At 61.3% G+C, this 25,923-nt stretch carries 26 protein-coding genes; 16 read left to right on the forward strand and 10 right to left on the reverse strand.

Annotated features, from left to right (window positions below; translation table 11 throughout):
• Positions 1–69 precede the first annotated feature (69 nt).
• Entirely contained in the window at positions 70–1,092 is a 1,023-nt protein-coding gene (locus tag ABM428_RS00875) for an aspartate-semialdehyde dehydrogenase (RefSeq protein ID WP_005850430.1), read from the forward strand.
• 99 nt (positions 1,093–1,191) lie between these two features.
• Here ABM428_RS00875 and ABM428_RS00880 read toward each other — a convergent pair whose 3' ends face one another.
• Both ABM428_RS00880 and ABM428_RS00885 read right to left on the reverse strand, forming a co-directional pair.
• The gene (locus ABM428_RS00880; RefSeq protein WP_132997837.1) at positions 1,192–1,791 is read right to left on the reverse strand and encodes a hypothetical protein; all 600 of its coding nucleotides are present in this window, start codon (positions 1,789–1,791) and stop codon (positions 1,192–1,194) included.
• Between the two features lie 40 nt (positions 1,792–1,831).
• Positions 1,832–2,482 (reverse strand): carbonic anhydrase, encoded by a 651-nt coding sequence (locus ABM428_RS00885; RefSeq protein WP_037965419.1) that lies wholly within the window; start codon positions 2,480–2,482, stop codon positions 1,832–1,834.
• A gap of 149 nt (positions 2,483–2,631) precedes the next feature.
• On the opposite strand from ABM428_RS00885, the gene ABM428_RS00890 reads away from it, so the two are divergent.
• From ABM428_RS00890 to ABM428_RS00900, 3 genes are all read left to right on the forward strand, one after another.
• Entirely contained in the window at positions 2,632–3,009 is a 378-nt protein-coding gene (locus ABM428_RS00890; protein WP_240790858.1) for a hypothetical protein, read from the forward strand.
• A gap of 67 nt (positions 3,010–3,076) precedes the next feature.
• Complete coding sequence (locus ABM428_RS00895) at positions 3,077–4,459, forward strand: M17 family metallopeptidase (protein ID WP_132997836.1); 1,383 nt, start codon at positions 3,077–3,079, stop codon at positions 4,457–4,459.
• Positions 4,456–5,265: a C40 family peptidase gene (locus tag ABM428_RS00900; RefSeq protein WP_132997835.1), complete on the forward strand. Its 810-nt coding sequence runs from the start codon at positions 4,456–4,458 to the stop codon at positions 5,263–5,265. Before ABM428_RS00895 ends, ABM428_RS00900 begins: the two co-directional genes overlap by 4 nt.
• A 31-nt stretch (positions 5,266–5,296) precedes the next feature.
• On the opposite strand, the gene ABM428_RS00905 is transcribed toward ABM428_RS00900, so the two are convergent.
• On the reverse strand, positions 5,297–5,647 hold the full coding sequence (locus tag ABM428_RS00905) for a DUF2794 domain-containing protein (protein ID WP_037942884.1): 351 nt from the start codon (positions 5,645–5,647) through the stop codon (positions 5,297–5,299).
• Positions 5,648–5,760: 113 nt separating this feature from the next.
• Here ABM428_RS00905 and paaI point away from each other — a divergent pair, with 113 nt between their 5' ends.
• Positions 5,761–6,198, forward strand: coding sequence for a hydroxyphenylacetyl-CoA thioesterase PaaI (gene paaI / locus ABM428_RS00910; protein WP_074636457.1), 438 nt, complete (start codon positions 5,761–5,763; stop codon positions 6,196–6,198).
• A complete protein-coding gene (gene paaK, locus ABM428_RS00915) occupies positions 6,195–7,505 on the forward strand; it encodes a phenylacetate--CoA ligase PaaK (protein WP_037942643.1) in 1,311 nt (436 codons plus the stop codon). The genes paaI and paaK overlap by 4 nt, the downstream gene beginning before the upstream one ends.
• Here the strand turns inward: paaK and ABM428_RS00920 are convergent.
• Positions 7,502–8,119 carry a TetR/AcrR family transcriptional regulator gene (locus ABM428_RS00920; RefSeq protein WP_009825549.1) on the reverse strand — a complete coding sequence of 206 codons (618 nt, stop codon included), beginning with the start codon at positions 8,117–8,119 and terminating at the stop codon, positions 7,502–7,504. The two genes, paaK and ABM428_RS00920, sit on opposite strands and share 4 nt — an antisense overlap.
• 149 nt (positions 8,120–8,268) lie before the next feature.
• On the opposite strand from ABM428_RS00920, the gene ABM428_RS00925 reads away from it, so the two are divergent.
• The 6 genes from ABM428_RS00925 (at position 8,269) to ABM428_RS00950 (ending at position 13,111) form a co-directional block, all read left to right on the forward strand.
• Positions 8,269–9,198, forward strand: coding sequence for an AEC family transporter (locus tag ABM428_RS00925; RefSeq protein WP_037942638.1), 930 nt, complete (start codon positions 8,269–8,271; stop codon positions 9,196–9,198).
• A gap of 101 nt (positions 9,199–9,299) precedes the next feature.
• Complete coding sequence (fghA, locus tag ABM428_RS00930; protein ID WP_132997834.1) at positions 9,300–10,133, forward strand: S-formylglutathione hydrolase; 834 nt, start codon at positions 9,300–9,302, stop codon at positions 10,131–10,133.
• A gap of 9 nt (positions 10,134–10,142) precedes the next feature.
• The gene (locus ABM428_RS00935; RefSeq protein WP_132997833.1) at positions 10,143–10,592 is read left to right on the forward strand and encodes a YaiI/YqxD family protein; all 450 of its coding nucleotides are present in this window, start codon (positions 10,143–10,145) and stop codon (positions 10,590–10,592) included.
• 49 nt (positions 10,593–10,641) lie between these two features.
• A complete protein-coding gene (locus ABM428_RS00940) occupies positions 10,642–11,262 on the forward strand; it encodes an HAD family phosphatase (protein WP_005850450.1) in 621 nt (206 codons plus the stop codon).
• Positions 11,259–12,179, forward strand: coding sequence for an ornithine cyclodeaminase family protein (locus ABM428_RS00945; protein ID WP_132997832.1), 921 nt, complete (start codon positions 11,259–11,261; stop codon positions 12,177–12,179). The genes ABM428_RS00940 and ABM428_RS00945 overlap by 4 nt, the downstream gene beginning before the upstream one ends.
• On the forward strand, positions 12,176–13,111 hold the full coding sequence (locus ABM428_RS00950) for an alpha/beta fold hydrolase (RefSeq protein ID WP_132997831.1): 936 nt from the start codon (positions 12,176–12,178) through the stop codon (positions 13,109–13,111). The genes ABM428_RS00945 and ABM428_RS00950 overlap by 4 nt, the downstream gene beginning before the upstream one ends.
• Here the strand turns inward: ABM428_RS00950 and ABM428_RS00955 are convergent.
• Positions 13,108–14,349 (reverse strand): MFS transporter, encoded by a 1,242-nt coding sequence (locus tag ABM428_RS00955; protein WP_009825556.1) that lies wholly within the window; start codon positions 14,347–14,349, stop codon positions 13,108–13,110. The two genes, ABM428_RS00950 and ABM428_RS00955, sit on opposite strands and share 4 nt — an antisense overlap.
• A gap of 124 nt (positions 14,350–14,473) precedes the next feature.
• Here ABM428_RS00955 and zapE point away from each other — a divergent pair, with 124 nt between their 5' ends.
• Positions 14,474–15,532, forward strand: coding sequence for a cell division protein ZapE (gene zapE / locus ABM428_RS00960; RefSeq protein WP_074636470.1), 1,059 nt, complete (start codon positions 14,474–14,476; stop codon positions 15,530–15,532).
• On the opposite strand, the gene ABM428_RS00965 is transcribed toward zapE, so the two are convergent.
• The 5 genes from ABM428_RS00965 to ABM428_RS00985 form a co-directional block, all read right to left on the reverse strand.
• Complete coding sequence (locus ABM428_RS00965) at positions 15,529–16,170, reverse strand: hypothetical protein (RefSeq protein WP_353628065.1); 642 nt, start codon at positions 16,168–16,170, stop codon at positions 15,529–15,531. The genes zapE and ABM428_RS00965 overlap by 4 nt on opposite strands.
• A 97-nt stretch (positions 16,171–16,267) precedes the next feature.
• Positions 16,268–17,542 (reverse strand): folylpolyglutamate synthase/dihydrofolate synthase family protein, encoded by a 1,275-nt coding sequence (locus tag ABM428_RS00970; RefSeq protein ID WP_353628066.1) that lies wholly within the window; start codon positions 17,540–17,542, stop codon positions 16,268–16,270.
• Positions 17,539–18,504, reverse strand: coding sequence for an acetyl-CoA carboxylase, carboxyltransferase subunit beta (accD, locus tag ABM428_RS00975; RefSeq protein WP_005850460.1), 966 nt, complete (start codon positions 18,502–18,504; stop codon positions 17,539–17,541). The genes ABM428_RS00970 and accD overlap by 4 nt, the downstream gene beginning before the upstream one ends.
• A gap of 58 nt (positions 18,505–18,562) precedes the next feature.
• Positions 18,563–19,453 (reverse strand): CPBP family intramembrane glutamic endopeptidase, encoded by an 891-nt coding sequence (locus tag ABM428_RS00980; protein ID WP_005850461.1) that lies wholly within the window; start codon positions 19,451–19,453, stop codon positions 18,563–18,565.
• Positions 19,450–22,551: an ABC transporter transmembrane domain-containing protein gene (locus ABM428_RS00985; protein ID WP_353628067.1), complete on the reverse strand. Its 3,102-nt coding sequence runs from the start codon at positions 22,549–22,551 to the stop codon at positions 19,450–19,452. Before ABM428_RS00985 ends, ABM428_RS00980 begins: the two co-directional genes overlap by 4 nt.
• A gap of 152 nt (positions 22,552–22,703) precedes the next feature.
• Here ABM428_RS00985 and ilvD point away from each other — a divergent pair, with 152 nt between their 5' ends.
• From ilvD to ABM428_RS01000, 3 genes are all read left to right on the forward strand, one after another.
• A complete protein-coding gene (gene ilvD, locus ABM428_RS00990; protein WP_353628068.1) occupies positions 22,704–24,470 on the forward strand; it encodes a dihydroxy-acid dehydratase in 1,767 nt (588 codons plus the stop codon).
• Positions 24,451–25,047, forward strand: coding sequence for a hypothetical protein (locus ABM428_RS00995; protein ID WP_132997827.1), 597 nt, complete (start codon positions 24,451–24,453; stop codon positions 25,045–25,047). Before ilvD ends, ABM428_RS00995 begins: the two co-directional genes overlap by 20 nt.
• Positions 25,048–25,140: 93 nt before the next feature.
• The gene (locus tag ABM428_RS01000) at positions 25,141–25,914 is read left to right on the forward strand and encodes a DUF6478 family protein (protein WP_005850467.1); all 774 of its coding nucleotides are present in this window, start codon (positions 25,141–25,143) and stop codon (positions 25,912–25,914) included.
• Positions 25,915–25,923: the final 9 nt, after the last annotated feature.

Consider the following 25,923-nt stretch of genomic DNA (forward strand, 5'->3'; position numbering starts at 1 on the left):
CCCCTTCCCCCGCGGGCCCAAGCGGTATAAGAGGCCCGCACCATCACATTTTAGTATTGGAGTTTTAAGATGGGTTATCGCGTCGTCATCGCGGGTGCCACAGGCAATGTGGGCCGTGAAATGCTGAACATTCTGGCCGAGCGCCACTTCCCTGTAGACGAAATCGTGGCACTTGCCTCGCGCAAGTCTATGGGATCCGAAGTCAGCTTTGGCGACAAGACGCTCAAGACGAAAGACTTGGATACGTTCGACTTCACGGGCTGGGATATGGCGCTGTTCGCCGTCGGTTCGGAAGCGACCAAAAAATACGCGCCCAAGGCCGCCAAGGCCGGTTGCGTGGTCATCGATAACTCGTCGCTGTACCGCTACGATCCCGATATCCCGCTGATCGTGCCAGAGGTGAACGCCGACGCGATCCACGATTACTCCAAGAAAAACATCATCGCGAACCCGAATTGCTCGACCGCGCAGATGGTTGTCGCGCTCAAGCCGCTGCACGACCGCGCCACGATCAAACGTGTTGTCGTGTCGACCTACCAGTCGGTGTCCGGTTCGGGCAAAGACGGCATGGACGAACTGTGGGACCAGACCAAATCGATCTACAACCCCACCGACGACAAGCCCGCGAAGAAGTTCACCAAACAGATCGCCTTTAACGTGATCCCGCATATCGACGTCTTCATGGACAGCGGTGACACGAAAGAAGAGTGGAAGATGATGGTAGAGACGAAGAAAATCGTCGATCCCAAAATCAAGGTCACAGCGACCTGTGTCCGCGTTCCGGTCTTCGTGGGCCACGCCGAATCGATCAACATCGAGTTCGAAGAGCATCTGGACGAGAACGAAGCCCGCGACATCCTGCGCGAAGCCCCCGGCATCATGGTGATCGATAAGCGCGAAGACGGTGGCTATGTCACCCCCGTTGAATGTGCGGGCGATTTCGCAACCTTCATCAGCCGCATCCGTCAGGACAGCACGATCGACAACGGTCTGAACCTGTGGTGTGTCAGCGACAACCTGCGCAAGGGTGCCGCATTGAACGCCGTGCAGATCGCGGAACTGCTGGGCCGCGAAGTGTTGAAAAAAGGCTAAGCGCCCCCTGATCTTTATGTCGGGAAAGGCCAGTGCGATGCGCTGGCCTTTTTCATGTCCGGCATGTTCAGATCAACGCTGCCGCGGGCGCTCTGGCCATCAGGCGGCGCTCTGTTCGTCTGACAGCGTGGCAAAGTCGAACCACAGCTCTTGTTGCCGGTATCCACCCTTGATCAGATGTCCGCGTCGCAGCACCTCGGGAAAGTCATCGGCCCAGTCACGGTAGCGGTCATTGCTCACGACAACCGCCCCCATCTCGCGCGCGGCGGTGAGGATGAAGGGATCGGCCGGCGATCCGCTTGGCACGACCATCACCTGATCCACCGGCAGCTTCAGCATCGCCGCCAGCGCCGCATCATCTTTGTAAGCGTTCGTCAGCAGATGCCCTGCGTTGGCATCAAAGACCACGCCTGTCTTGAAGCCAAGGTCTTTCAGGGTCCGCACCACGTCCTGCACGGGCGTGATCAGCGGCGTGCCGCCCCACCAGTACATGACGTTTGACCCGTCAATCACCACCGCACCACGGGCACTGCGCCGGGATTGCCCCGCCAACCAGACCCGCGCCTCGCGCAGGAGCAAGATGGCGCTGGCGATGGCACAAGGCCCCGCCAGCAAAACCAGATCCCCCCAAACCGGCTGGGAGGTCGCGATGACCGTACCAAGGATCGACACGGTCAGCAAAAGCGCAGGAACGATCACGCGCAGGTGCCGCCGGAACCGTCCCTGTCAGACCAGCCCATTATACGGGCCGGAACATCTCTTTATCGGCGCTATAGCACTCAAGCCCGCCCTCGCCGATGTTGTGCCACAGGCCGTGCAACGTCAGCTCGCCCGCTTTGACCTGCTGCGCCACAAAGGGGAACGTCATCAGGTTCTCAAGAGAGGTCATAACAGCGTGTTTCTCAAGCTGGCGTGCCTGCTCTTTCGGGTCTTCGATGTCCGACACCGCATCGTATTTCGGGCGCAGGATATCCATCCACCGACCGACGAAGCTGTCTTTGGCATCCAGCGCCGGCGCGTTGCCTTTGCACATGTCCAGACAGCCCTGCACACCGCCACAGCTGGAGTGACCGAGCACGATAACATGCGCGACCTTCAACGACTGAACCGCATATTCAACCGCGGCCGACGTCCCGTGCTGCTGCCCGTCAGGCTGGTAAGGTGGCACCAAGTTGGCGATATTACGGTGAATAAAGAATTCACCCTGATCCGCCCCAAAGATCGATGTTACATGCACGCGGCTATCGCAGCACGAAATGATCATCGCACGAGGATGCTGCCCGTCGCTGGCCAAACGGCGGTACCATGCCTCGTTTTCAGCGTAACTGGTTGCTTTCCATCCGTGATACCGTTGAACCAGATAATTCGGGAGCGGTTTCGCGTTATCCATCTCTGTCTCGCCTTTACTAAATTTTAGCCAAAATACTCTGAATTCGCATCGTATTCGAGCGAAAACGCACACGGCCGTAAACGAATTGGACATCAATTGGCCGACATAGTGCAGATGCGCTGTGGGGGCGTAATGATGAGGTGACTCTAATGTATGTATTGCAAATGCGGCCAGTCGAACAAGTCCGCGTAGATCAGGAACGTCTGGGTATCCTGTATGACCAACTGGGTGAATCAGGGGCCGAGGATGTCGTCTGTCGCGCGATGGAGGAATTGGCCCTGCGCATGTCCCACTGCGACCGTCTGTATCAGGCATCCAACTGGCTTGAACTGCGTAAAAACTGCCGGTCGCTGATTGCGATTGCCGAACAGGTGGGGCTGCAAAAGCTGGCAAACGTTGCGGGGGATGTGATCTGCGCGATTGACCAGAACAGTCACGTCGCGATCGGGGCGACGCTCACGCGGCTGATCCGCATCGGCGAACGGTCGCTGACCGCGATCTGGGACGCGCAGGATGTGACCCTTTGACGGGCTTGCAGCGCCACAGGATACGTCTAGGCTGCGCGCGACTATCACGCACGAAAGGCCCAGCCCTATGTCCGCTCTCTTCGCCGATCCCTCCGCCGCTGCGATCCCGCTGCATCTGATTGCCTCCGATGCCCTGCCTGACTGGCTCGACGGGCAATCCGATGCCACACGCACTTGGGTCGCGGCACAGGGGTTTACCGGCGCGTTGGGGCAGGCGTTGACGCTGCCGGGCGAAGATGGCGCGCTGCGCGTGGCTCTGGCGGGCTACGGCACGGCCAGCGCCCGCAAACGGGGGCGCTTCCATCTGGCAGGTGCCGCGGCAAAGCTGCCCAAGGGCGACTATGAACTGCACGCCGACCTGCCCGCGGCAGAGCGCGCGGTAGAGGCTCTGGGGTGGCTGCTCGCGTCCTATCGGTTTGACCGCTATGCCTCGCAATCTCCGATGGCCGCCCGCCTTGTTGCGCCCGCTGGGATCGACGCCGATCACATCCGCGCCCTCGCCGAAGGGGAGATGCTGACCCGCGACCTGATCAACACGCCCGCCTCGGATATGGGCCCGCCCGATCTGGAAGCCGCAGCGCGTAAACTGGCAGATCAACACGGGGCGCAGATCTCTGTCATCACGGGCGACGATCTGTTGGCACAGAACCTGCCGCTTATCCATACTGTCGGCCGCGCCGCCGACCGCGCGCCCCGGCTGATCGACCTGACCTGGGGCAAAACCGGGAAAAAGCTGACGCTGGTGGGCAAAGGCGTGTGTTTTGACACCGGTGGGCTGAACCTGAAACCCGGCGCGTCGATGGGTCTGATGAAAAAGGACATGGGTGGCGCGGCGGCGGTGCTGGGTCTGGCGCATATGATCATGGCCACGGGGATGGACCTGCAACTGCGCGTGCTGATCCCCGCGGTTGAAAACGCAGTCTCCGGCAATGCTTTCCGCCCCCAAGACATCCTGACCTCGCGCAAGGGCCTCACGGTCGAGATCAACAATACCGACGCCGAAGGCCGGTTGGTGCTGGCCGATGCGCTGGCTCTGGCGGACGAGGACAAGCCCGACCAGATTATCTCTATGGCGACGCTGACCGGTGCCGCACGGGTCGCCGTGGGTCCCGATCTTGCCCCCTATTTCAGCGACGATCCCGATTTCGTCGCCGCGTTGGAATCCGCTGCCGCCACCCACGCCGACCCCGTCTGGCGTATGCCCTTCCACACGCCCTACGAGCCGCTGATCGAACCCGGTATCGCCGATCTGGATAACGCTCCCTCTGGCGGGTTCGCAGGCTGTATCACCGCCGCGCTGTTTCTGCGTCGCTTCGTCACCGACAGCCCCTATGCGCATTTCGACATCTACGGCTGGCAACCAAGCGCCGCCCCTGCCCGCGCCAAAGGCGGCGTGGGTCAGGCCACACGCGCGCTGCATGCCAGCCTCGGGGCGATCCTGTCACAATGACCGACCGACGGCTGCATCCCGACCCCAAGCGGATCACCGAAAAGACAGCGGCGCAGATCACCCTACCGGTCGTTGATCTGAACCGCAGCCCCGACGGCCCCCGCGACCGGCAAGCGCTCTTGGGTGAGGCGCTGACCGTGCTGGATCGCACCGATGGCACCGCCTATGTGCAACTGACCAAGGACAACTACTGCGGTTACATATCCGAAACCGCCATCGGCCCTGCGGTCCCCCCGACTCACGTCGTCACCGCACCCGCCACCCACGCCTATACGCGTGCCGATCTGAAATCACCGGATGTCAGCAGCCTCAGCTTTGGCAGCCGCGTTATGGTGACGGGAACGGAAGGCCGATTTGCCCAGACCTCGCTTGGCCATATCCCGACCCAACACCTCGCCCCGCTGCCGCACGCTTTCCCGGACCCCGCCGCCGTGGCAGAGCTGTTTCTCGGCACGCCCTACCTCTGGGGCGGGAACAGCCGCTGGGGGATCGATTGCTCGGGCCTCGTTCAGGCCGCCTTCCTCGCCTGCGGCATTCCCTGCCCCGGTGACAGCGACCAGCAGCAGACCAGCTTTGCCGATACCGTAGCAGGTGCAGGCCCCGTCCCGCGCGACATCCAACGCAATGACCTCCTGTTCTGGAAAGGCCATGTGGCGCTGGTCCTCGACCCCGCCACCATGATCCACGCCAATGCGCATCATATGGCCGTCACCCGCGAACCCATCCAGGACGCGCTGACCCGTATCGCCAAAACCGACGGCCCGCTGACCGGGCACAAACGGCTCAGCCCTTCCAAATGGCCTTAAATCCATCCGCCCCCTCGACCAGCGCGGCGGTCTAGGGGTCGACGGCGCGGATCATCTTGCGTTCCAGCACGCGCAGCACGGCAGCCAGATCCTGACCGCGGCGCAGCACCTGCCCATTGGCCCCGATCACCGCGTACATCCCTTGCTTCAACCGCAGCTTGGGACGTTTCTCGATCCGGTAAAGCGGCATCTCTGCAGTGCGCCTGAAGATTGAAAACACCGCGACCTCGCGCAGCGAAGAGATTCCATAGTCGCGCCATTCCCCCGCCGCGACCATGCGCCCATAAAGCGACAGGATCGGGCCAAGCTCCGTCCGGTGAAAGGAAACCTGTTCGGGCGCGCGTTCATTCTGCGGGTGTGAGGGATGAATATGCACTGTCATGTTTTGACAGTTGCGCCCTTCGCCGCTCAAATCAAGAGAGCCGCCGATCAATTCTCTTGAAAGCGTTACATTATCTGTGCAAGCATCCAAATTGTGAAACATAAAGGCCCGCCATGACCCCGCAACTCCGCGCCGAAAAATCCGCCGCTGCCATGTGGTCCACCGATACGGCCAGCCAGTCTTTGGGGATGCGCATCGACCATATCGCCCCCGGCGCGGCGGAGCTGTCGATGGTGGTCACCGCGGCCATGTTGAACGGCCACGGCATCGCCCACGGCGGGTATATCTTCACCCTCGCCGACAGCGCCTTTGCCTTCGCCTGCAACAGCTACAACCAGCTTGCCGTCGCCCAGCAGAACCAGATTTCCTACCTCGCACCGGGGAAGGCTGGCGAACGGCTGCACGCGGCGGCACGGGAACAATCCAGAACCGGACGCTCCGGCGTCTATGACGTGACAGTCACGGGGGAGGACGGGCGGACCATCGCCTTGTTCCGTGGCCTGTCACGCACCATCAAAGGCCACCATTTCGAGGAGGAAATGACCCCATGAAAGACCTCACGCCTGCCCGATCATCGCTTGACCCGATCGAGCTTGCCAGCCGCGATGAAATCAGCGCCCTGCAATTGGAGCGGCTGAAGAAATCCCTGCACCACGCCTATGCGAATGTCCCCTTCTACCGTCAAAGCTTTGATGCCGCGGGCGTCCACCCCGACGACCTGAACGACCTGAGCGATCTGGCGAAATTCCCCTTCACCGTAAAAACCGACCTGCGCGACAATTACCCCTTCGGGATGTTCGCCGTGCCCCGCGACCAGCTGGCGCGCATCCATGCGTCCTCGGGCACCACCGGCCAGCCGACTGTCGTGGGCTACACCAAGAATGACCTCGCCAATTGGGGCAGCGTCATGGGGCGGTCCTTGCGCGCGGCAGGGCTGAAACCCGGCGACATGCTGCATAACGCCTATGGCTACGGGCTGTTTACCGGAGGGTTGGGGGTGCATCTGGGGGCGGATAGCCTTGGACTAAGCACCGTACCGATCTCGGGCGGGATGACCCCGCGACAGGTTCGCCTGATCGAGGATTTCAAACCCGACGGCATCACGGTCACACCCTCTTATGCGCTGTCGATCTTGGATGAATACGCGCGTCAAGGCATCGATCCGCGCCAGTCTTCGTTGCAAGTAGGTATCTTCGGGGCCGAACCCTGGACCAATGCCATGCGGCTCGAGATTGAACAGGCGTTTGATATGCACGCTGTCGATATCTACGGCCTGTCCGAGATTATGGGCCCCGGCGTGTCCTGCGAATGTGTCGAAACCAAAGACGGTTTGCACATCTGGGAGGATCATTTCTACCCCGAGGTCATCAACCCCGAAACCGGGCAGCCCGTGGCCGATGGCGAACAGGGGGAGCTGGTCTTTACCTCGCTCACCAAAGAGGCGTTTCCCATCATCCGCTACCGCACCCGCGATCTGACCCGCCTGCTCGCGGGCACCGCCCGCAGCATGCGCCGGATGGAGAAAGTCACCGGCCGCAGCGACGACATGATCATCCTGCGCGGCGTCAACGTCTTCCCCACCCAGATCGAAGAGGCGTTGATGGCCACCCCCGGTCTCGCTCCGCATTTCCAGATCGAGCTCAGCAAGCCCGACCGCATGGATCAGATGCGGGTGCTGTGCGAATGTGTCGACGCCACCGTCGACGATGCCGCCCGGCAAACAGCGGCACAGCAGCTGGCCGCGCAGATCAAGGAAACCGTGGGCATCAGCGTGATGATCGACGTCGGCGATGTGAACACCATCACCCGTTCCGAAGGCAAAGCGGTGCGGATTATCGACAACCGGCCCAAGGGCTAAGCCGCGTAGCGCGCCAGAAATACATCGACCGCGCTGTCTACCACGCGGTCGATCTCTGCCTGAGAAATCCTGTCGATGATACCAAAGGTCAGTCGCAGCCAGACATCCCCCTTGCAAAGCTCTCCGAATTGGTCGGCTGCCAGTAGCGGGTCCTCCATACGCAGCTGCCCACGGGCGACAGCGGTCTCGAAATACCCCGCCATCTCGCGCCGGACCACAGCTGGGCCGGAGTTATAAAAGCGCTGGCCAAGCTCGGGGAACCGATCACATTCGGCCACGCATAGGCGAAACATCTGCTGACCAAAGGTCGATGTGATGAACCCCAGCAAATGCCGACCGGCCAGCCCGAGCACCACACGCGGCGGCGCATCGGTGTCGATACTATCGAAAGCCTGCCGTGACTGGCGGGCACATTCGGTATCGGCGACCTCCATGAACAACAGACGTTTGTCGGGGAAATAGCTGTAAAGCGTCGCCTTGGACACGCCAGCGGCACGGGCAATCGCATCAACGCTGGCGCCCTCAAACCCGTCCGCCATAAAGACATCACGCGCCCCCGCAAGAACCTGATCGAATTTACGGCCCTTACGAACCTTGGTCTGGTCACTGGTCATGAAGGCTCCGGCAGTTTGAAAGGCAGAGTATAAACTGAACCGTTCAGTTCCAAGTCCCAAATGCAGCCCCCCACCCCAAAGCCTGTGTATTTGCGTCACAGCACTGTTGCCCCGTTGCACGAAGCACAGCCAGCCGCTACCAATTTCACATGCTGGCGATCTTTCTCAAGACACTTCCCTTTTTCGCGCTGATCGGCTTGGGCTATTGGGCCGGGCGCACGCGGTTCTTCACGGCAGAGGCCACGGCCTATCTGACCAAATTCGTCTTCTACTTCGCCCTCTCTGCCATGCTGTTCCGCTTTTCCGCCAACCTGTCCTTGGCCGAGGTCTGGGACAGCCGCCTCGTCGCGGCCTATCTATGGGGCACCGGCTTTGTCTATGGCATCGCAACGCTGACAGGCTTTCTGCGCCGCCTCGATGTCCCCGCCACCGCGATGGAGGCCCAATGTGCCGTGATCGGCAATACCGGCTTCCTCGGCGTGCCCATGCTGACCCTGCTGCTCGGGGCAGAGGCAATCGGCCCCGTCGTGCTGGCCCTGGCGGTGGATCTGATCGTGTTTTCCAGCCTCATCGTGATCCTGATCACCGGCGCGCGCGATGGTCAGCTGAGCCTGCGCGCCCTGCGCACGATTTCCGTGGGGCTGGTGAAAAACCCGATGATCGTCGCCATGACCCTTGGCTTTATCTGGTCCGGCCTTCAGATCCCGATCCCTGATCCGATGAACGAATTTCTGGCCATCCTCGGCGGGGCCGCGACCCCCGGCGCGCTTTTTGCCATCGGGGCATCGCTGGCGACGAAATCGGCGGAAAAGCTGCATGTCGCGGGCTGGCTATCGTTTTGCAAACTGGTGCTGCACCCGGCCTTTGTGGGTTTTGCCGCGCTATGGCTGTTCAACGTCGATCCGTATAAGGCGGGCGTGATCATCGCCACCGCCGCGCTGCCGGTCGCGGGCAATGTCTATATGCTGGCCCAACATTATAACGTCGGGCCGCAACGGGTGTCTGCCGCAATCCTTGTCTCGACACTGCTCAGCATCCTCAGCGTCAGCCTCGTCATCGCGTGGGTCACCGCGCTTTAGCCTTCACCCTTTGGCAAATACTCAGCCAGCGCAGCGTCCTGCCCTTGCCGCGCAGACCGAGGGCCGATAGCCATAGACCAACCACACACAGGAGACGCCCGATGAAAACGATTTCCGAAAACGCCAGCTTCAAAGGCACCCAAGGCGTCTATTCCCACCGTTCCACCGCCTGCAACTGCGACATGACCTTTGCGCTGTTCCTGCCCGAAGAGGCGCAGCAGGGCCCGGTGCCCTTGATGTGGTTCCTGTCGGGGCTGACCTGCACCCATGAAAACGCGATGACCAAAGCGGGGGCGCAGGCATGGGCCGCGGAACACGGGATCGCGGTGGTCTTTCCCGACACCTCCCCCCGCGGTGAGGATGTGGCCGACGACGACGCCTATGATCTGGGCAAGGGCGCGGGCTTCTATGTGAACGCCACCCAAGACCCATGGGCACCGCATTTCCAGATGTGGGACTATATCGCCGACGAACTGCCTGCGCTGCTGGGTGAAAACTTCGCGCTGGATATGGACCGGCAGGCGATCTGCGGCCACTCCATGGGCGGGCACGGGGCGCTGACGCTGGCGATGAACCTGCCGGGGCGCTTTACCTCGGTCTCGGCTTTCGCGCCGATTGCGCATCCAACCAGCAGTGACTGGGGCCGCAAACAACTGGCAGCCTATCTGGGCAGTGACGAGACGACCTGGGCCAAACATGACGCGACGCTTTTGATGGCGGAGCGCGGCTTTGACGGGCCGATCCTCATTGATCAGGGCACCGATGACCAATTCCTTGATCTGCTGAAACCCGAAGCATTGGCCGAGGCGATGGCGAAAGCCCGCCAGAACGCCACATTGCGGATGCAGCCGGGCTATGATCACAGCTATTTCTTCATCTCGACCTTCATGGAAGACCACATCGCCTTCCACGCCGATGCGCTTTATGCGCGATAGGGCCCGGCGATGACGGTGCTTTATATCGACGCGGACGCCTGCCCCGTGAAGGCAGAGGCGGAACGCGTTGCCACCCGCCACAAGGTGCGGATGTTTGTGGTGTCCAACGGCGGGCTGCGTCCCTCGCAGAACCCGCTGGTCGAAACCGTGATTGTCCCCGATGGCCCCGACATCGCCGACATCTGGATCGCCGAACGCTGCGGCCCCGGTGACGTCGTGGTGACCGGCGACATTCCTCTTGCCTCCCGCTGTGTCGAAGCCGGCGCGCGGGTGCTGAAACACAATGGCGAAGCGCTGACCGCAGCCAATATCGGCAATGTGCTGGCGACGCGTGATTTGATGGCCGACCTGCGTGCCGCGGACCCGTTTCGCCAGGGCGGCGGCAAAGGGTTTACAAAGGCCGACCGCTCCCGTTTTCTGGACGCGCTAGAACGCGAGCTTCGCGCGGCACAACGATAGGGCAAGGGCGGCGCAGGTGCCCCCACCGACCCGGCAAAAGGAAGAGCACATGAAACCAGCGGCAGTCGTCTTTGACATCGGAAATGTGCTGATCGAATGGCAGCCCGAACGGTTCTATGACTCCGTGATCGGAGAGGACCGCCGCCGCGCCATGTTCGCCGAGGTAGACCTGCACGGCATGAACGATCTTGTCGATAGCGGCCAGCATTTCACCGACACGATCTATGCCGCGGCCGAAGCCAACCCCGCCTGGCGCGATGAGATCCGCATGTGGCATGATCGCTGGATCGAAATGGCCGCCCCCGTGATCCCCCGCTCTCTCAGGCTGAAAGAGGCGCTGCAGGCCAAGGGCGTGCCGGTGTTTTCGCTGACCAATTTCGGCATCCAATCCTATGATCATGCGGCTGAACACTATCCTTTCCTGCGCGCCTTTGATCGCGATTTCATCTCGGGTCATATGGGTATGATCAAACCCGATCCCGCGATCTATGCAGCGCTCGAGGAAGGATCGGGCCTGTCCGGCGACGCGCTTCTGTTCACCGACGACCGTATCGACAATATCAACGCCGCCAACGCCCGCGGCTGGCAGACCCATCATTTCACCGGGCCGGACGGCTGGGCTGACAGGCTCGTCGCTGCGGGGCTGTTGACGGAAGCAGAGGCCGCATGACCCAGTTCGACATCATCCCCTTCGACGCCGGCGACGCGCTGCTGGACTGGATCGGCCTGACCGACGCACTGGCCCAGGGGCACAACCTGCCGCGCGCCGAAATCGCGGATACGTTTTTGTATCGGGGCAAGGACACCTTGCTGAACCGCGCCGCGTGGATCGACGGGTTGGGTTTGGCGGTGAAATCCGCCACCATCTTTCCCGACAACCCCGCCAAAGGGGCACCGATGGTGAACGGCGGCGTGTCGCTTTACGCAGATGATCACGGCGCGCTCGAGGCTTTGGTAGATTTCCACCTCGTGACCAAATGGAAAACCGCCGGTGACAGCCTGCTCGCCGCGCGCAAGCTTGCCCGCCCCGACAGCCGCAAAATCCTGATCGTCGGCGCGGGCACCCAAGGGCGCGGGCTGCACGCTGCCTACCGGGCGGTGTTTCCCGATGCCGAATTCACGGTGTGGAACCGATCCGCCCCCAATGCTCAGGCGATGGCACGTGATATCGACGGGCTGCGCGTTGCCGATGATCTTGAGACCGCGGTGCGCGACGCGGACATCATCACCAGCGCCACCATGTCGACCGAACCGCTAATCAAGGGCGCGTGGCTGCAACCCGGCCAGCACCTTGACCTGATCGGTGCCTACCGCCCCGACATGCGCGAGGTGGATGATACGGCGCTGACCCGTGCCCGGGTCTTTGTCGACAGCCTCGACACCACGGTTGATCATATCGGCGAGCTGAAGATCCCGATCGCCCAAGGTGTGCTGAGCGCAAGTGACATCGTCGCGGATTACTATGATCTCGGCGCGTTCACCCGCCAGTCAGAGGATGACATCACCCTGTTCAAAAACGGCGGCGGCGCGCATCTGGACCTGATGACCAGCCGCTATATCCTTGACCGGTGGCGCGCTCACAGATGATCTGGTTTCTTCTCATTGCGGCTCTGATCATCGCAATCCCGCTTGTGATCGAACGCAACCGTGCCGAAATGGAGGACGCGGACCGCGGCAGCGCCCTTGGCCAATTCGCAGAGCTGCCCGACGGCGTGACCCATTACGCGTGGACCGGCCCCGCCCAAGGCCCTGTTGTCGTTTGCATCCACGGGCTGACCACCCCCAGCATTGTCTGGCGCGCAGTCGCCCGCGGGTTGGTGTCGATGGGGTACCGGACGCTGACCTATGACCTTTACGGGCGCGGCTATTCCGACCGTCCGTCCGGCCCGCAAGATCGCCAGTTCTTTATCAAACAGCTGCAAGACCTGCTGGAAGATCAGGATGTCACCGGCAGCTTCACCCTGCTGGGGTATTCCATGGGCGGCTCGATCGCGACGTGCTTTGCCGCCGCTTTCCCCGAACGTGTCGAACGGCTGATCCTGCTGGCGCCCGCAGGGATGGGGCTGGCGCCGAACAAGCTGGTCGACTTTATGGCCAAAACCCCGCTGGTCGGCGATTGGCTGATGTTGGCGCTGTTCCCGCCGACCTTCCGGCGCGGCATCAGGGCTGAACGTGACATCCCCGTACAGGTCCGCCACATCCACGACCATCAGGCCGAACAGCTGGACTATAAGCACTATGTTCCTGCGGTGCTGGCCAGCCGTCGCGGTATTCTGGCGGATGTGCTGCGGGATGAACACCGCGCGATCCGGACGCATGATATCCCTGTGCTGGCGCTTTGGGGGCAGGACGATCAGGTGATCCCCGCGTCAGCCATCGGCAGCCTTGCCGAATGGAACCGCGCCGCCGAACACGAGGTGATCAAAGGCGCGGGCCACGGCCTGCCCTATACCCATGCGCCCCAGATCATTGCAGCGATCAAGGCACATATCGACACGGCGGATAAGGCGACAGATTAACTCGTCACCAGCCCGGGCAACCGCTTCTCGCGGATGGGCAAATGGATCAGCGCGCTAAACGCGCCCACGGCCACACCGATCCACCACACGGCGGTGTAATCGCCGTAGGCGTCATACATCCGCCCGCCCAGCCAGACCCCCATAAAGCTGCCCAACTGATGGCTGAAAAACACGATCCCATAAAGCGTGCCCATATAGCGCAGCCCATAAATATGCGCGACCAGCCCGCTGGTCAGCGGCACCGTCGCCAACCACAATGCCCCCATCCCGATGGAGAACAGGATGACCGACACCGGCGTGATCGGCAGCAGGATAAACAACGCCGCAATCACGGTACGTCCGGTATAGATCGCAGCCAGCAGGTACTTTTTGGAATAGCGTTTGCCCGCCCACCCCGCCAGCAATGTTCCGGCGATATTGGCCAGACCGATCAGGGAAATCGCCACCGCACCCAGGGCAGAGGTTGTTGTGATCCCGATGTTATGCAGCACGCCGCCCGCCAGGATCGGACCGCAAAGTTCGGTCACGAAGGCAGGAAAATGCGCGGTGATAAAGGCCAGCTGATAGCCGCAGGAAAAGAAGCCGATAAAGATGAAGGTAAATGTCGGGTCGCGCAGCGCCTTGCCCAGGATTTGCGACAGGCTTTCCTCCAGTTCGGCCTTGCTGGCCATCGCGGGGGCGCGCATCAACGGCAGCGTCAACAACATCGCCATGATCGCGCCCGCAAAGACAAGGAAGGTCGCCTGCCAGCTGAGGAACCCCAGCAACCATTCCGCCACTGGCGCACCAAAGACCTGACCCGCGCTGCCCGCCGCCGTGGCAATGGCCAGCGACATGGACCGGTTCTCGGCCGTTGAGGCGCGGCCCACCACGGCCAAAATCACGCCAAAGCCCGTTCCCGCGATCCCGAAACCCACCAACCACGCATAGGTTTGGTGTTCAATCGGTGACACCGAATTGGCCGACAGCACCAGCCCCACGGCATAGACCACGGACCCGATGATAATGGCGCGGCGGTCTCCGATCTTCTCGGCCATCGCGCCAAAGATCGGTTGGCCGATGCCCCAGGCGAGGTTCTGGATCGCGATCGCCAGCGAGAATTCGGAGCGGAGCCAGCCGAACTCTTCCGCGATGGGAATCTGAAAGACGCCAAAAGAGGCACGCACGGCAAAGCTCACCATGATGATCAGACACCCGACGATCAGCACCGGTGTGAAGATTGACGTATTTTTTTCCATGATGACCCCCGAAGCACGTGCCGCCACCGTAGCTTTGAAACCGGGGCCGTCAATTTCAAAACTGCGCGCATATCGGCCCGCGGGGGTTCTTCCCAAAGCCTGTGGCACATTGTAAGCCAAAGGCATGACCGATTTACGCACCATTTACGATAACCGCGTTGCCGACGGCAGCCTGTCGCCGGACCCCGCGCAAGAGGCCGTACTGCCAGAGCTTGACCGCATTCGCAGCGCCTTGATGGCCCCGCAGAAAAAGGGCTTTTTCAAGCGCGCGCCCGAGCCACCGCAGGGGCTGTATCTTTGGGGTGGTGTGGGTCGCGGCAAGTCGATGCTGATGGATATGTTCGCGGCAAATATGGGCGATGTGCCAACGCGGCGGGTGCATTTCCACGCGTTCATGCAGGAAATTCACAGCGCGATGCATGAGGCGCGGAAAACAGGAGTCGACGATGCGATTGCGCCAGTCGCAGCCGAGGTCGCGAATAGCGTGAAGCTGCTAGCCTTCGACGAGATGCAGATCACCGACATCACTGACGCCATGATCGTTGGCCGGCTGTTTGAAGCGCTTTTTGCAGCTGGTGTGGTTGTGGTCACAACGTCGAACCGGATACCGGATGACCTGTATAAAGACGGTTTGAACCGCCAGATATTCCTGCCCTTCATCGAATTGATCAAAGAGAAGATGAAGGTGATGGAGCTTGCCAGCCCGCGCGACTACCGACAGGACCGATTGGCGGGTACGAAATCCTATTTCACCCCCGTCAACCCAGAGAGCCGTGCCGCGATGAATGCCGTCTGGGATGATCTGGCTGGCGGCCCGGGGGAGGAGCTGATCCTGCGGGTGAAGGGGCGCGATGTCGTCGTGCCGGAGTTTCGCAACGGTGTCGCCCGCGCCAAGTTCCACGCGCTTTGTGGTCGACCCCTAGGGGCGGCAGATTATTTGACATTGGCAGAGGCCGTGCGCGTGTTGATGCTGGACGATATCCCCAGTCTTGGCCGGTCAAACTTCAATGAAGCCAAACGCTTTGTGACCCTGATCGACGCGTTATACGAGGCTAAGGTGAGGCTGATCTGCTCAGCCGCGGCCGAACCCGAAATGCTATATCTGGAGGGGGAAGGCACCTTCGAGTTCGAGCGTACGGCATCGCGTTTGCGCGAAATGCAGGGGGAAGGCTGGGGCGCTTAATTGCGCCGCCGCCCCGGGGCGGACCCATCCCGCTGCAGATCGACTGCGGCCAGATAGAGTGGCGCGGCCTGATTGTGGTAAAAGGCGACGGATTGGCGGATCTGCTGCCCGTCGCGAGCATGCGCTTGATCGCCGTCAGTCTGGCGGGCGGCCAAAGCCTTGCGTTCAGCGACAACAACCGCCGTCAGCAAACCTGCCGTATCCAGCGCACCAGAGGCTGTCGTAAGCGCCGGTGGTACTTTGAAATCGCCTTTGGCCGCCGCGCTGTTCAGCAAAGTATCAATATAGCTGTCCGACCGTTCCGTGCTAATCGCCCAGATCAGGTAGGATTCAAGCACTTGGCCGCGTTTGCTATCATCAAACGATTGGACGATCGCGCTGATTGCATCGCCCACGTCAAAGGAAGCGTCTTTGTGCATCTTGTTCAGCAGCGCCGCAGGCGACAGCGGCACAAAGGCTGGCCCACCGGAGGCCAGATACGCCACCTGTCCATTGGCATAGCCCTGCGCGGTGTCGTGGCCCCCGGAAGATCGCCAGTGATCGACGATAAAGGTCACACCGACAAAGATCGTGAGCAGACGGAGATGGCCGAACACCATCCTGCGCAGCGCAAGGAAATTCTGATACGTATTGGTCATTGCATTGGTCCCCCCAAAGGCAAAAATGTTACCCTCAGACCTTAGGACGCAAATTCCCTACAAATCGTAAATATAGCCAATTCTAATTGTTAAAAGGCTATCCGTTTTCCCGCAAAATTGCGCCTGCCAGATAGAGCGAACCGCAGATCAATACCCGCGCGTGGGGCACCTTCGCGACAATGGTTGCAAGCGCTTCGGCGACGCTAGATGTCTCTTGCGCGGTCAGGCCGACGTCGATCGCTGCGCGCGCGGTTTCGGTGGCCGGCAACGTCGCTGCTTCGCCCGGGATCGAGACGGCGAACAATTGTTCTGCATGGCGAGCCAGCGGGCGCAGATAGCCGCCGATATCCTTGGTATTCAACATGCCACAGATCAGGAATGTGGGGCGGGCGGGCATGTCTTCTAGCACCGCTGCGATGGCCTCGCCCGCAGCAGGGTTATGCCCGCCGTCCAGCCATAATTCGGCCTGCGGCGCACTGTCGATCAGCGGCCCGCGACGCAGACGTTGCATTCGGGCGGGCCATTCGGCGCGGGTCACAGCCGCCTCGCAGGCTTGTGCGGAGGCCCCCAATTGACGCAATGCCGCCAAAGCCGCACCGGCGTTGGAAATCTGGTGCGCGCCCAATAGGTTAGGCTTGGGCAGGTCCAGCAGCCCCGAGTCATCCTGATAGACCACGCGTCCGGCTTCGGGGGCCACATGCCACTGCTGACCATAGGCAAAAACGGGGGCGTGGTGGCGTGCCGCCTGCGTCTCTATCACCTCGAGCGCTGCATCTTGTTGCGGGCCGACGATGCAGGGCACGCGACGTTTGATGATGCCGGCTTTTTCACCCGCAATCTCCGGCAGGGTCGTGCCCAGAAACTGTTGGTGATCAATCGACACCGGCGTGATGACGGTCAATGCGGGCTGGTCGATCACATTGGTCGCGTCCAGACGCCCGCCAAGGCCGACCTCAAGCAGGGTATAATCCGCCGGAGTACGGGCAAAGGCCAGGAGCGCGGCGCAGGTTGTGATCTCGAAATAAGTGATGCTCTCGCCGTTGTTGGCGGCGTAACATTCATCCAGCATCTCGGTCAGCGCGGCTTCGGAAATCAGCTCTCCGGCAAGGCGGATGCGTTCGTGAAAGCGCGCCAGATGGGGCGAGGTATAGGCGTGGACACGGTGGCCATCCGCCTCAAGCCCCGCACGGATCATCGCCTGTGTCGATCCTTTACCATTGGTACCGGCAATATGGACCACAGGGGGCAGGTCGTTCTGGGGGTTGCCCAAAGCGTCCAGCAGCCGCCACATGCGATCCAGCGTCAGGTCGATAATCTTGGGATGCAGCGCCATCATACGCGCCAGCACTGCATCCGATTTGTTCTGCGTCATTTCGCCTTGGGTTCCGCCGCTTCGGCTTTGGGGGCCGCATCGGGTTCTGGCGTCAGCGCATGGGCAATATCGCCGCCTTCAGTCGGCGCAGGCAGATCGCCGCGCACCGCGGGCGGCAGCTTCATCAGCATCCGCGTGATGTCGATCAACTCATCCCGCATCTGGGTGCGCGGTGTCACGCGGTCCAGCATGCCGTGGTCCAGCAGATATTCGGCGCGCTGGAAGCCTTCGGGCAGTTTCTCGCGAATGGTCTGTTCAATCACACGTGGGCCGGCAAAGCAGATCAGCGCATTGGGTTCCGCAATCTGGACATCCCCCAACATCGCATAGCTCGCCGTGACACCACCGGTCGTGGGGTGGGTCAGAACGACGATATAGGGCAGCCCCGCTTCTTTCAGCATCTGCACGGCGATGGTGGTGCGCGGCATTTGCATCAGGCTCAGGATGCCTTCTTGCATACGCGCGCCCCCGGCGGCGGAGAAGAGCACCAGCGGGCATTTCAGCTTAACCGCTTTTTCAGCCGCGGCGATGATGGCGTTGCCGACATACATGCCCATGGACCCGGCCATAAACGAGAAGTCCTGACCTGCCGCGACGATCGGCGTGCGGCCGATTTCACCGGTGGCGACCAGCATCGCTTCGGCTTCGCCCGTTTGTTTCTGGGCGGCCTTCAGGCGGTCGGGGTATTTCTTTTGATCGCGAAAGTGCAAAGGATCCGGCGTCGGCGCGGGGACTTTGACCTCGGTAAAGATGCCGCCGTCGAACAGCGCCTTGAAGCGTTCACGCGGGGTAATCGCCATGTGGTGACCACAGCTGGTGCAGACGTTCAGGTTGTCCGACACCTCGCGGTGGAACAGCATGGTGCCGCATTCTTCGCATTTCGTCCACAGATTGTCCGGCGTCTCGCGACGCGAGAAGATGGAGTTGATCCGAGGACGGACGTAGTTGTTGATCCAGTTCATGGTGAACCTTTGCTTCCAGTTTCGCCTTCCAAATAAGCTGACGCGCAGTAAATTGCAATCAACGGCGGATCGCCAGCCGCGCGGCAAGCCAGCTGACCAGCATCAGCGCGAAATCGACGGGCAACCACGCGCGCAACGCGTCGACATCATCCATCCCGAAGGGGGTCAGATACAGCGCCAAACCCGATAGGTCATCGGGCAGAGAGGTGATGACGATCGCCGCGACATTATTGCAGAAATGCACTGCAATGGCTGGCCCCAGCGACCCTGCACGCGCGGTCAGATCGGCCATCAACATCCCGAAGACACCGGCCCAAAGTGCTATGACCAGCGCATTTTCGCCGGCTTGATCGGGAAGATAGTGCCCAAGCGCGAAAATCACGGCCGGCAACACCATCCACACCAGCGGAGAGTTGAACCGTGCCGCCAGCTGCTGCTGGACATAACCGCGAAAGACGATCTCTTCGGCGCTGACCTGTACCAGCACCCCGAGCAGCGAAAACGGCAGCAACATCAGCCATGTGCCAAGCGCGAGGTTGGGCACATAGGGCGCGCCAAGGTTCCACGGTGGCAGCAAATAGGTCACCGCACCAAGCAGCACCAGCATCTTGAGCACGGCCCAGAACTGCGGCACCACCAGCCCCGACGGGCCGATCAGGCCACGCACGGGACGTTTGTGGATCACCCGTGTCACCACGGCCACGCCGACGATCATCAGCCCGAAGCTGCCAAGCAGCAGGAACATCGCCATCGGCGTCTTGCCTGACAGCAAGCTGTCATAAAACCCGTCCGCACGGGGCCCCATCAGGTTGAACAGCGTGGTGAACATCAGGTTGTTGAGCAGCAGGTAGATCGCGGTTGCCGCAAGAAACCCGAGGATCAGCCGCCACAGCGCCGCCGAGGGGATCGCAGGGGCGACAAAGGCTTTGTGGGCAGCGTATCGGGTCACGCGGGGTCATCTCCTACGGGCGGGGGCAAGGCTTCGTCTTCGCGCGGGATATCCACCCGTGCCGCACGAAGCAAGTCGGCGGCGTTGGTCAGATGGCTTGATACCGTGCGTAGAAGGCTCAGCAGGATCACACGGTCGTTTTCAACCACCGACTTGAATTGATCCGCGCCGATCCGAAGGAAACGGCTGTCTTCGAGGGCGACAAAATCCATCTGCCGCGGCTCGTTCACGATGACCGCAAGGTCACCGATCAACCGCCCCTTTTCGACGGTCGAGACGTGATGCGCCAACCCTTCGGGGTCGCGCCAGCTCAGCTCTCCCTTCCCCGACAGACAGAGGTAGACCGCATCTGGCCGTTGGTCTTGAGCAAAGACCATCTCTCCCTGTGCGACGGTGTACCACTGCGCCGCAAAGGCCAGCAGACGCTGGTTGCGCGGGTCGAGGTTGCCGAACAAGTCGTTGCGCGCGATGATCCGCAGTTTGCGTCGCAAATCGTCCGAGATGCTGTCGTCCTGACTGGGAGTATCAACCTGCGCCAGACCGTCAATGCGCCCGCCACGGATCTTGATGTACATGTCGAAATCGTCAGGATTGGCAAAGGAGCTATCCATGTAGATCTGGGTCGTTTCGGGCAGCAGTTCGCTGACCTTGTCGCGCAACCGTTGCAGGCTTTCTGCGTCATGCCCCGCAAGCGACTGGTTCAGGATCAGGATATCGGGTCGTTTCATCGCCGCGCGGCTGAATCCGGCGCGTTCCTGGAACATCATCGCGATATTTGACCCGCCGATGCTGACCGGCAGATCAAAGACGTTGAGCGCGACATCCTGTTGCAGCCCGTGTTTCTTGAACACGTCCGACACCACATCCAGAACCAGATCCGCCTGAAGCCCCGCCACGGCGGAAATCCGGCCATACAACACATTTTCAAGTATCGTCAGACGCGGCAGATACTGGTCAGGTGTGATCGGCACGAACATATCCCGCGCCCGTTCGCGCATCTCGGCACCCTGCTGCTTACGGATTTTCAGGATCTCGTCCTTGAAGGTCGCAGGGAAAGCCGGGCCGATCTGTTCGGCCGTGAAGGCAAAGGGCACGGTAAGCAGCAACGAGAATTCATCCTCGCTCAGCGCTTCATCCCCTTTGGCGCGACGCCGTAGCGCGATATCGACCAGTTGTTCGTACAGTTCTTCCTCGATGCCGAGCGCGGTGAACAGCGGGTGGTCGGTGCCATCACGTCCAAAGGTCTGGTGCAACGTTTCTACCAGCGTCTGTGAAATCGCGATGCCCTGCTCGGCCAGACCCTGTTCGATGATCATCGCCAGAAAGCTGCGTTCAAGCGCCAGACCCGCCTGCGAGATGCTGCGGATGGGCGCGGCGAACATCAGGTTCCCCCCAAGCGGCAGCGCCGGGTTGAACCGATCTGGGTCAAAGCGGTGCACCACCTTGTCCAGCCCTTGCTCTTTCAGCCGCTCGTGCACCTCGTCACGCAGGGCAACCACGCGGGCCGCAAGCTCGGGGTGTTTGTCCGGGTCCATCCGGTCGGCGGCCATGCGACGGAACATCATGTCCTGTGTGCCAACGGCGCTGGCCAGCTCATACCACCAGTCGTTGATGTCCTCGCGGGTGCTCAGATCGGCGAGCCCGGGGTCCAGCCAATCCGCCTTGGTGCTGTCCAGACTATTGCCCGACCGCTTTGTCTCGATCGCGGCGCGGTCGGTTTTCATGGGGTCCCAGAGGACGGTTTTCGGGCTCGACCGCAGGGGCATCAGCAGATTGTCCCCGACGGTGCCCTGAAACAGATAGGGGTGCGCATCGGAATAGCCGATCCGCGCCGCAAGCACGGCCTGATGCAGCTCTGCCAGATTATGCCCCGCCATCGTGATCCGCCCGCGGCTCGGCACGGCCTCGCGCACCAAAAGCTCTGCCAGAGCGTTGCGTTCGGATTGGTTGGGCATCTCAAGCGCGACGCGCGCGCCTTTGGGTATTTCGAGGTTCAGATCATCCAGGATCGTGTTCCCGTCCGGCGTGCGCAAAGACACATGTTCCAGCACAATTGGGCCGCGCAGATGCGGGACTTCTTCGGGCTCACCTTCGAACAGGCGCGCGTCGATCTCGCCCCGCGGGGCGAAACGTTCAATGACCACATCCCACCGCAGCGACATGTCCTGCGTCTGATTGTAATAGGTCAGCAGTTCCTTCCACGGGCTCGACAAATCCTTGTAGGCGGCCAAGGCCGCGACCAGCGCGCCCACCGTGATCTGCCCCTTGATCGCAAGATATCCCCCCACGGCATAGAAAAAGAACGGTGTCAGCTGGGTGATGAAGTTGTTGAGAAACTTCATGAAGAATTTCTTCTGGTAGATCTGGAAGCGGACCTCGAACAGCTGGCCCAGCCGGTCGGTGAACAGCGCCAGACGGTAGCGCCAGCCGCCGTTGGTGCGCAGATCGGTGATACCGGCGGCGGTCTCGCCGATTTCAGACGACAGGTGCCGCACTTCCTTGATCCGCTGTTTGTTCAGCAGGTTGATCTGCCGCTGCAGCATCGGGATGAGATACGCCTGCAACGGGATCAATGCGACGCCCGCCAACCCGAACCACGGGGATTGCAGGAAGAGGAACAGCAGGATGATCAGCATCTGCCCCGCCTGGAACACAGGCTGGGCGACCGCATCGCCCATCAACCCGCCCATCGGCTCTGCCTCCGAGGTGACCATCGACACCAGCTCGCCCTGACTGGTGTTTTCGAAATAGCTGCGCGGAAAACGCATCATCCGCGCGATCAACTGATAGCGGAAGCGACGCAGTAGCCGCTCTGCCAGCACCCCCTTCATCGTGTTCAAACGCATCTTCATCAGGCCGTGGATCAGCACCGAGAAAAGATAGGCAAAACACAGCACCATCAGGAACTGCACCTGACTGAACGACATCCCGAAAACGTCGATCACATCGGTCTCTGCCCCAATGGCATCGTTGATGATGCGCTTGGGCAGTTCGAGGGTGATGTAGAGGATCGGGAAGGTAATCAGCGTGAGGACAAGCAAAACCAGTTGGTCACGACGGGAGTATTTCCAAATAAAGGAAAAGATCGAATGCTCCATGCAGGGTCGCTTTCGCTAGGGGCGGCACAGAGCCAAGGGTTATTTAACACCTAAGCCCACAGCCCGCGCTGTTCAACTGGTGGCTTGAGCCTTGCAGCGACAGGGCTGGGTGGCTATTCCGGTGTAAACGTCCACTCAGGGAGGCCTGCCACATGTCCATCAACACCCGCTTTGATAAATCCAGACTGCCAAGCCGGCACGTGACCGAGGGGCCAGAGCGCGCACCGCACCGGTCCTATTACTACGCAATGGGCATGACCGAAGAAGAGATTCACCAGCCTCTGGTGGGTGTGGCAACCTGCTGGAACGAAGCGGCCCCCTGTAACATCGCGCTGAACCGTCAGGCCCAGGCGGTCAAGGTCGGCGTCAAGGCGCAGCAAGGCACGCCGCGCGAATTCACCACCATCACCGTCACCGACGGGATCGCCATGGGCCACGAGGGCATGCGCTCCTCTCTGGCGTCGCGCGAAGCGATTGCCGACACGGTAGAGCTGACGATGCGCGGTCACTGCTACGATGCGATTGTCGGTCTTGCGGGCTGTGACAAATCGCTGCCGGGCATGATGATGGCGATGCTCCGGCTGAACGTGCCGTCCGTGTTCCTCTACGGTGGGTCGATCCTGCCGGGCAAAGTCCCGGAAGGGGCCGATGTGCCTGCTGATTTCGCCAGCCGCGACCTGACTGTGCAAGACGTTTTCGAAGCCGTGGGTAATTACCAGAACGGCAGCATGTCGCAAGCCGCGCTTGAAGTTCTGGAACGCGTCGCTTGCCCGACAGCCGGTGCCTGCGGGGGCCAGTTCACCGCCAACACCATGGCCTGCGTGTCCGAGGCGATCGGTCTGGCGCTGCTGAACTCCTCTGGCATGCCTGCGCCCTATGAATCCCGCGACGCCTATGCGGCGGCCTCGGGTGAAGCCGTCATGAACCTGATCGAAAAGAACATCCGCGCGCGTGACATCTGCACCCGTGAAGCGTTCGAGAACGCGGCGCGCATCGTGGCCTGCACCGGCGGATCGACCAATGCCGGTCTGCACCTGCCCGCTATGGCCGCCGAGGCGGGTATCGACTTTAACCTCAGCGATGTATGCGACATCTTCCGCGACACCCCCTATTTCGTCGACATGAAACCCGGCGGGTCGCATGTGGCAAAAGACCTGTATGACGCGGGCGGCGTGCCTGTTGTGATGAAAGAATTGCGCAAGGCTGGCCTGCTGCATGATGACTGTCTGACCGCCTCGGGCCTGTCCATCGGTGAAGAGCTTGACAAGATCGAACGCGAGGCCGACGGCAAGGTGATCCACGCGATCGAAACACCGATCAGCAAGACCGGCGGCGTCGTTGGTCTGAAGGGCAACCTCGCGCCCGAAGGGGCCATCGTGAAAATCGCTGGCATGTCCGAAGAAGACATCGTCTTTACCGGTCCGGCGCTGATCTTTGAATGTGAGCAAGACGCGTTCGAAGCCGTGCAAAACCGGGCCTACAGCGAAGGCGACGTGTTCGTGATCCGCAACGAAGGCCCCGCTGGTGGCCCCGGCATGCGCGAAATGCTGGCGACCACGGCGGCCCTGTCCGGTCAAGGCATGGGCAAAAAGGTGGCACTGATCACCGACGGCCGTTTCTCCGGCGCGACACGGGGTTTCTGCGTTGGTCACGTCGGCCCCGAAGCCGCGCATGGCGGACCGATTGCCTTGCTCAAACAGGGCGACATGATCACACTGAACGCGATCACCGGTTCGATCTCTGTCGATATCTCGGACGAGGAAATGGCAGAACGCAAAGCGGCTTGGCCCGGTGCCCGCAAAACCAACTATCAAAGCGGTGCACTGTGGAAATACGCGCAGCTTGTGGGCCCAACCTATCTTGGTGCGGTGACGCATCCCGGCGCGAAGGCGGAAACACATGACTACATGGACCTGTAAAGGTCCGCTTGCCGCCTTTGGCGTGATGCTTCTGACCGCCTGCGAGGGCGGTCAGGGGCTTGGCGCGTCCTCGGGTGCCGCCAAGCCGCCGTTGTCACGCGCGAAAATGGCCGGAGGGGTCGAACTGGTCGCCCCCGATGGTTTCTGCATCGACCAAACCAGCCTCGAGGCGCGCTTTGCCGTGATTGCACGCTGTGACGGATTAGGGGCCCCTGCCTCTGCGGGGGCAGCACCGCGCGGGTTGATCACGGTCAGCCTGACCCAGTCCAAACCCGGCTCCCTGCCAAGCGCCCAGCAGATCGCGGCTGAAACCTCGCTCCAGAATGTGCGCGATGTGGAGAAAGGCGACCAAAGCGTCACCTTCCGCGCGCAGGGGCGTATTCCTGTCGGTGGGCTTTCCCCCAACCAGTGGCGCGGCGTCGCACGGATGGGCACGCAAACCGCCGGTATCGCTGTCTACGGCCCCGAACGCGGCGAGATCGTCAGCCCCTCTGGCCGAAGGGTTCTGACACAGTTGATCACCCGCAGCATCGACGCCAGTGCACCTGCAAAAACTACCGTCGCGCAACGCAACTAGCGCGCCGGCCCCTTGGCCCATTTCATTTGTGCCCCCAAGCCACAGGCGGTAGGGTACGACCAACAACCCATTCGTAATCGGGGCAACAGGCACATGCGCAAACTCGGGAAAAAGCTGATCGACAGCGCCTTGATCGCGCGGTTTACCCGCCGCTGGTCCGCCAAAGCCGACCGTGCCCCCCAGACAGAACTGTCCGTGCTGCGCAAACAAGCAGGTCAAGCACGCGCCTTGCGTCGGCATCTGGACAAGCTGATCTACACCGCCGAAGACCGGCTTGCCCTGCCCCGTATCGGCTCTAACAAGTTCTCTCGGCCCCATAACACCGATTGGTCCTGGCGCCCGCAGCTGTGGCGCGCGCCCTTGACCAAATCGGGGCTGTCGTCGGTGCAATCCAAGGCGACCATGGGCGATGAGGTCACGATTTTCCACGACTGCACCCTGTCCGAACTCGGCATCCGGCAAATCCGCAACCTCGAAGAAAACCATCTGGCGCCCTATGGGCTTCGGCTTGAGGTCTACCGTTTCGACGGGTCTTTCCTGTCGCTGGTGCTGGACCTGCAGGATGATTGCGTCGACGGGATGAAGCGCACCCATGTCCTGCGCGTGGACGCCGTGATCGAGATGGAGAAACCGATCGAGATTTTCGCCCGCCTGAACATCCGCCACGGGCCCAACACCGAACAAATGGTGCAGGAACTGCCGCTGAACAAATCCGAGGTCACGGCAGAATTCGACCTCGCCTATTCCAACCTGAACGAAAAACGCGTCGAGAAAGCCTGGATCGACCTGATTTTTGAAGGGCCCGAAATGAACCAGATCATGCTGCGTGACCTGACTTTTTCGCGCCGCCCCCGCGCCCAGTTGTAGGAGCCCCGC

The sequence above is a fragment of the Sulfitobacter sp. TCYB15 genome (genome assembly GCF_040435955.1).
GTDB lineage: Bacteria > Pseudomonadota > Alphaproteobacteria > Rhodobacterales > Rhodobacteraceae > Sulfitobacter > Sulfitobacter pontiacus.

Coding starts and splice junctions, on each gene's coding strand:
- ABM428_RS00985 (WP_353628067.1), bottom strand. CDS start 22,551: ATGGAGCATTCGATCTTTTCCTTTATTTGGAAATACTCCCGTCGTGAC.
- paaK (WP_037942643.1), top strand. CDS start 6,195: ATGAAAGACCTCACGCCTGCCCGATCATCGCTTGACCCGATCGAGCTT.
- ABM428_RS00890 (WP_240790858.1), top strand. CDS start 2,632: ATGTATGTATTGCAAATGCGGCCAGTCGAACAAGTCCGCGTAGATCAG.
- ABM428_RS01000 (WP_005850467.1), top strand. CDS start 25,141: ATGCGCAAACTCGGGAAAAAGCTGATCGACAGCGCCTTGATCGCGCGG.
- ABM428_RS00995 (WP_132997827.1), top strand. CDS start 24,451: ATGACTACATGGACCTGTAAAGGTCCGCTTGCCGCCTTTGGCGTGATG.
- ABM428_RS00965 (WP_353628065.1), bottom strand. CDS start 16,170: ATGACCAATACGTATCAGAATTTCCTTGCGCTGCGCAGGATGGTGTTC.
- ABM428_RS00905 (WP_037942884.1), bottom strand. CDS start 5,647: ATGACAGTGCATATTCATCCCTCACACCCGCAGAATGAACGCGCGCCC.
- ABM428_RS00920 (WP_009825549.1), bottom strand. CDS start 8,119: ATGACCAGTGACCAGACCAAGGTTCGTAAGGGCCGTAAATTCGATCAG.
- ilvD (WP_353628068.1), top strand. CDS start 22,704: ATGTCCATCAACACCCGCTTTGATAAATCCAGACTGCCAAGCCGGCAC.
- ABM428_RS00970 (WP_353628066.1), bottom strand. CDS start 17,542: ATGACGCAGAACAAATCGGATGCAGTGCTGGCGCGTATGATGGCGCTG.
- ABM428_RS00885 (WP_037965419.1), bottom strand. CDS start 2,482: ATGGATAACGCGAAACCGCTCCCGAATTATCTGGTTCAACGGTATCAC.
- ABM428_RS00945 (WP_132997832.1), top strand. CDS start 11,259: ATGACCCAGTTCGACATCATCCCCTTCGACGCCGGCGACGCGCTGCTG.
- ABM428_RS00895 (WP_132997836.1), top strand. CDS start 3,077: ATGTCCGCTCTCTTCGCCGATCCCTCCGCCGCTGCGATCCCGCTGCAT.
- zapE (WP_074636470.1), top strand. CDS start 14,474: ATGACCGATTTACGCACCATTTACGATAACCGCGTTGCCGACGGCAGC.
- ABM428_RS00900 (WP_132997835.1), top strand. CDS start 4,456: ATGACCGACCGACGGCTGCATCCCGACCCCAAGCGGATCACCGAAAAG.
- ABM428_RS00955 (WP_009825556.1), bottom strand. CDS start 14,349: ATGGAAAAAAATACGTCAATCTTCACACCGGTGCTGATCGTCGGGTGT.
- ABM428_RS00935 (WP_132997833.1), top strand. CDS start 10,143: ATGACGGTGCTTTATATCGACGCGGACGCCTGCCCCGTGAAGGCAGAG.
- ABM428_RS00925 (WP_037942638.1), top strand. CDS start 8,269: ATGCTGGCGATCTTTCTCAAGACACTTCCCTTTTTCGCGCTGATCGGC.
- ABM428_RS00940 (WP_005850450.1), top strand. CDS start 10,642: ATGAAACCAGCGGCAGTCGTCTTTGACATCGGAAATGTGCTGATCGAA.
- accD (WP_005850460.1), bottom strand. CDS start 18,504: ATGAACTGGATCAACAACTACGTCCGTCCTCGGATCAACTCCATCTTC.
- fghA (WP_132997834.1), top strand. CDS start 9,300: ATGAAAACGATTTCCGAAAACGCCAGCTTCAAAGGCACCCAAGGCGTC.
- ABM428_RS00875 (WP_005850430.1), top strand. CDS start 70: ATGGGTTATCGCGTCGTCATCGCGGGTGCCACAGGCAATGTGGGCCGT.
- paaI (WP_074636457.1), top strand. CDS start 5,761: ATGACCCCGCAACTCCGCGCCGAAAAATCCGCCGCTGCCATGTGGTCC.
- ABM428_RS00950 (WP_132997831.1), top strand. CDS start 12,176: ATGATCTGGTTTCTTCTCATTGCGGCTCTGATCATCGCAATCCCGCTT.